Genomic DNA, 4,791 nt, shown 5'->3' on the forward strand with positions numbered 1-4,791 from the left:
TTGGGACGAGGAAAAGGGTTATTAATTCTGGCTAATGTGGAGTTTTTCCTTTTTATATAAGCTAGCTGTTTGTCATTGAGGTCGTCCTTGGCTTTAATTTTGGTGAGAATTTTAGCAATTTCTTCTGCTTTTTCTTCTCTGACTAGGTTTGTTCCTTCATCTGTCCACAGACGAGTATCTACAGAACAGTAGAGAATTAAATGGTTAACATCCCAAGGATCGCCTTTGCCTTCCTCTTCTTGCCAAGCAATAAGTCCACTTCGGAGAGTGAATAGGCTACTGGAGTGCTGTTTTTTACCGATTCGTTTGATTCGCTGGTCTTCATAGAAACGTTGAAACCAATGGAGTTGACGAGAGTCACAATATATTTGGAAAGTATGTTCACTAAAACCATTGAATTTTACACAGATACGCCCATCTTTGTTTTTGAACCAAGTCATATCTTCATTGGTCTCAAAAGCAACTGGAAAAGGTACTCTACTAGGTTTTTTTAATAAATTGTCTTGCCATGATTTCGCCTCAGCTTCATTGCTAGGAACTTTTTGAGTGGCAATAATGAGAGTTTCTAACCATTTCGTATCGGTTAAATCTCTTCCTTTAGGAATTCGAGCAGCTAGCTGTTCCGTGAGACGTTCAATTTGAATTTCTACTTTGCGCCGACGCTGGGCAAACTTTTTTAGGTCTTCTTCTTTGTCACTCACGTTGCATCTATTTTTAAGCAAATAGCTGATAGCGCAACGATTTAGGTTATCTTCTGTGTTGCTGTAAGCCTCAAATAGGCTTTTGGAGACAGTACGATCGCGTAGCGTCCGCTCCGCGTAATCGCTATCCGAATCTTTTGATTTTTTAGTTTTTTGCCGTTTCTTTCCTTTGGCTGGTTGTGGTTCAACCGTATCTGACTGGGGTGTAACTTGAGCTAGAATTTCAGCAGCTTTGATACGAAGGTTTTCTAAGTTAACACCACTGGCTTCTACTAATTCAGTATCACTTTTGAGCATTTCCAACCAGCGATTTTTACCGTCCAGTTGGTACTGCAACCTTTTCATTAGTGCTAACCAAGATTTGTAGATGTAGTTAACTCTAGCGATCGCACTCGTGTAAAACCGTCCTGGTTGACCAATAAAGCGAGAGTCGGTTTTGAGTACTGCACACAGTTGCTTGACTATCCCAGTAGGTATTTTTCCCTTTTGTCGCCAGGTTTCAAAGTCAGGATCTTGAGCTACTTGAAGCAGTAATTCATTAATCAGTGGAGTGTTTTTATCTGCCATGAGCTTCCATAGCTGTTGGCGAGTAACAACACTAGGGACAAGACGACACTGAATCGTGTTTTGACTCATCGATTTTAAATTTAAAAACATATTATGTTCAATAATACCATATATGTCTAGTGAAATGCTGTGCATAAAATGATTTCATGCAGGAAACTTTTTTTACGAGTAAACAAGCTGCTGAAATCACAGGCTGCACTCTGCGCCAGCTCCAATACTGGCGAGAAAAAGGTGTAGTTATGCCTGTTATCGGTGAAACTGGAATAGGGCGTAGTATTTATTACTCAAAGCCGAATTTGATGGAACTGGCAGCAATGTTATATTTTTTGTCTATGGGACTAAATTTTGATGTTGCTAATACTACGCTTAAAACATTGAAAGACAAGGAACCAGAATTATTTGAATCTGGGAAAGGTACGCGGTGGATGCTCCAACGAGACAATCACAAGCGATCGCTCGAACTTGTAGAGTTTGAATTAGAACAAGCGATCGCCCAAATAAAAGCAGGTCAACCTGTAATTCCAGTATGGTTGGATACCATACACGAGCGTATAGCCAGCAAATTGAAAGATTAGACTTCAGCAATTTGGAAGTGTGTTGGAGTGTCTCTCAACAAAAGATATACTGGCAAAGCATTAGTGTCGCAATCTCAGCATCTATATGGGCAAACTTACGCTGCCGCAACTAGAACGTCATCTTTTTTCTGCTGCTAATATTCTGCGGGCAAAAATGGACGCTTCGGACTTCAAAGAATACATCTTCGGGATGCTTTTTTTAAAACGCGCATCGGATGTGTTTGAGCAGCAGTATAAGCAAATTTTGCAGCAGAATTTGCAAAGGGGACGCACAGAAGAAGAGGCAGAAATGAGGGCAAAAAGCCCCATCAGTTATAAAGAAACTTTTTTTGTGCCAGAGAAGGCTCGGTGGCCATATCTTCTTGATGAGCTACATAAAAACGTAGGGCAAGGGCTAAATGATGCATTGACGGCATTTGAGGAAAGTAACGAAGTGCTGGCGGGAGTATTAAAACATATTGATTTTAATCGTCAAGCCGGTAAGAATCGTATTCCTGATGTCAAGTTGCGCGAACTGATTAAACACTTCAATAAATATCGTTTGCGAAATGAGGATTTTGTATTTCCTGATTTGCTGGGTGCTGCTTACGAGTACTTGATTAAGGAATTTGCAGATTCTGCTGGGAAGAAAGGGGGTGAGTTTTATACCCCGCGTGAGGTCGTGCAACTGATGGTGCGGCTGTTAAAACCCCAAGCTGGAATGTCAGTTTATGATCCCTGCTGTGGTTCAGGTGGAATGCTAATTCAGGCGAAACAGTATGTAGAAGAATGTGGCGGTAACTCGAAAAATTTATCTCTTAATGGACAAGATAATAATGGTGGAGTGTGGGCAATTTGTAAGATTAATATGCTTTTGCACGGTATTAGGGACGCAGATATTCACAACGACGATACTTTACTTAATCCCTTACACGTTGAAAACGGTAAACTTAAAGATTTTAACCGAGTGATTAGCAATCCACCCTTCTCCCAAGACTATAGCCGTGACGGAATGCAATTTCCTGATCGCTTTACACATGGTTACTGCCCTGTTAAGGATAAAGCAGATTTGATGTTTGCCCAGCACATGTTAGCTGTTCTCAAAACTGATGGAATGATGGCAACGGTAATGCCGCATGGGGTGCTGTTTCGGGGCGGAGAAGAAAAGAAAATTCGAGAGAGTTTTATTAAAAATGATCAATTAGAGGCGGTGATTGGCTTACCACCCAATTTATTTTATGGCACACCTATCCCCGCCTGTATTTTGGTGATGTGTCCACAAGAGGCGAAACCTGTTGAACGCCAGGGAAAAGTTTTGTTTATTAATGCTGATGCTGAATATTATGCAGGTCGCGCTCAAAATTATTTGCGTCCTGAGCATATTGAAAAGATTTCCTGGGTGTTTGAAAATTTTGTGTCTTTACCTGGATATTCGGCAGTACTAACTAAGGAAAAATTGGCAGAAGAAGGTTACAACTGTAATATCCGCCGCTATGCTGATAATGCACCACCACCAGAGCCACAAGATGTAAAAGCGCATTTATTTGGGGGAATTCCCAAGGCTGAGGTCGAAGCGAAGCGCGAATTATTGGCAGCACATGGGTTTGACCCCAGTAGGATTTTAGCGGAGAAGAATTAGTGGATTATTTGGATTTTATTTCTGCAATTAGCGAAAGAGGGCAGATTAAAACTTTTATAGAATCGGATGCTGGTGTTCAGCAGCAAGAAGGCAAACTTTATAGTGTGTTTGCTGCTTGGTGGCAAATACACTCGACCAGTTTGGGTGACTTGCCTAAAAGTAAAAAGGTGATGGAACTCCGCGCTGAGTTTTTTAGTTCTTTTGTGGATAGTTTGCAACCTGTGGGATTACTTGACCGCTTTAAGGTGGCGGGTGTGGTTGCTAGTTGGTGGAATGAACAGAGGTATGAACTGAGAAGTTTATCAGAGTCAGGTTTTGGTGGTTTAGTTGATAGTTGGGTAGATACGATTAAAGATGCTTTAGAGCAAGATGATGACGAGAAGAAAAAGCAGGCAAAATTTGACCCTCTAAATCATAAGTTAGTAGGGCAGTTGATGCCGGATTATTTACAAGATATTGCTGAGGTTGAGGCGAAAATTGTGGAATTAGAACAGCAAAAGTCAGCTTTTGAGCAGGGAGAGGAAGCTGAGGCGGATGCTGAAGAAGGTGAAGAACCAGAAACGGTTAATATTGTCAAAGATTTAGAGACAGACCTTAAGTATATAAAAAATTTGATTAAAGAGCCGAAGAAGGAACTCAAGATTTTAAAGAAGGCATCTTTATTTAATAAGGATAAAATTGCTGAACTTGAGGTTTTTATTGAGCGCCATGAAGTAGAGATTGCTGAAATAGAAGCCCAACTGGAACCCTATAAGGAAATTGTTAAGCAGTTGAGGGAAGCAAAGGCAAAATTAAAGGCATTAAAGGATGAATTGGTGAAGCGTTTGTCAGCTGCGCGGGCTGCATTGACTGATGAAGATTGTCGAGAATTAGTATTAGCTATTTTCAAGGATGGGTTAATTGCTGAATTGGAGCGATATGTTACCGCGCACCGTCAGCAGGTGATTGCTGCGGTAGAGAATTGGTGGGATAAGTATCGGGTGACGTTGCAGAATATTGAGACGGAACGAGATGCAGCAGCGAAGAAGTTGAATGAGTTTTTGCAGGGGTTGGGGTATGCATGAGGTTTTGGTCAAGAATGAGGAGTTTAAGGATTCGCCTTTGGGCAACATTCCGAAGGATTGGGAATTAATAAAAATTGGCTATTCAACTAATATTGAAAATGGTACAACTCCATCTCGTGAAGAGGATACAGCACTTCCCGGTGTTATGAGGTACAATAGCAACAATTAGTAAACCAGTTTTTTAAATGTTGAGGATTCATTAAGTCGAGTGCAACTGAGATTACTGTATCAACCATTTCTGTTGTAGTTGGAGCAAAACTGCGTAA

At 40.9% G+C, this 4,791-nt stretch carries 5 protein-coding genes; 4 read left to right on the top strand and 1 reads right to left on the bottom strand.

What is annotated here, in order from left to right; all coding sequences use genetic code 11:
• Positions 1 to 1,337, bottom strand: a 1,337-nt coding sequence (gene cas12k / locus VE944_RS03420; RefSeq protein WP_324972286.1) for a type V CRISPR-associated protein Cas12k, incomplete at its 3' end; no start/stop codon positions are given.
• Between the two features lie 77 nt (positions 1,338 to 1,414).
• On the opposite strand from cas12k, the gene VE944_RS03425 reads away from it, so the two are divergent.
• The 4 genes from VE944_RS03425 (at position 1,415) to VE944_RS03440 (ending at position 4,694) form a co-directional block, all read left to right on the top strand.
• Complete coding sequence (locus tag VE944_RS03425) at positions 1,415 to 1,843, top strand: MerR family transcriptional regulator (RefSeq protein ID WP_324972290.1); 429 nt, start codon at positions 1,415 to 1,417, stop codon at positions 1,841 to 1,843.
• An 85-nt stretch (positions 1,844 to 1,928) separates the two neighbouring features.
• Positions 1,929 to 3,461, top strand: a complete 1,533-nt coding sequence (locus VE944_RS03430) for a type I restriction-modification system subunit M (RefSeq protein ID WP_324972293.1) — start codon at positions 1,929 to 1,931, stop codon at positions 3,459 to 3,461.
• Positions 3,461 to 4,525: a hypothetical protein gene (locus tag VE944_RS03435; RefSeq protein ID WP_324972295.1), complete on the top strand. Its 1,065-nt coding sequence runs from the start codon at positions 3,461 to 3,463 to the stop codon at positions 4,523 to 4,525. Before VE944_RS03430 ends, VE944_RS03435 begins: the two co-directional genes overlap by 1 nt.
• Positions 4,518 to 4,694 (top strand): hypothetical protein, encoded by a 177-nt coding sequence (locus tag VE944_RS03440; RefSeq protein WP_324972298.1) that lies wholly within the window; start codon positions 4,518 to 4,520, stop codon positions 4,692 to 4,694. The genes VE944_RS03435 and VE944_RS03440 overlap by 8 nt, the downstream gene beginning before the upstream one ends.
• Positions 4,695 to 4,791: the final 97 nt, after the last annotated feature.

This window comes from Nostoc sp., from assembly GCF_035638895.1.
GTDB lineage: Bacteria > Cyanobacteriota > Cyanobacteriia > Cyanobacteriales > Nostocaceae > Nostoc.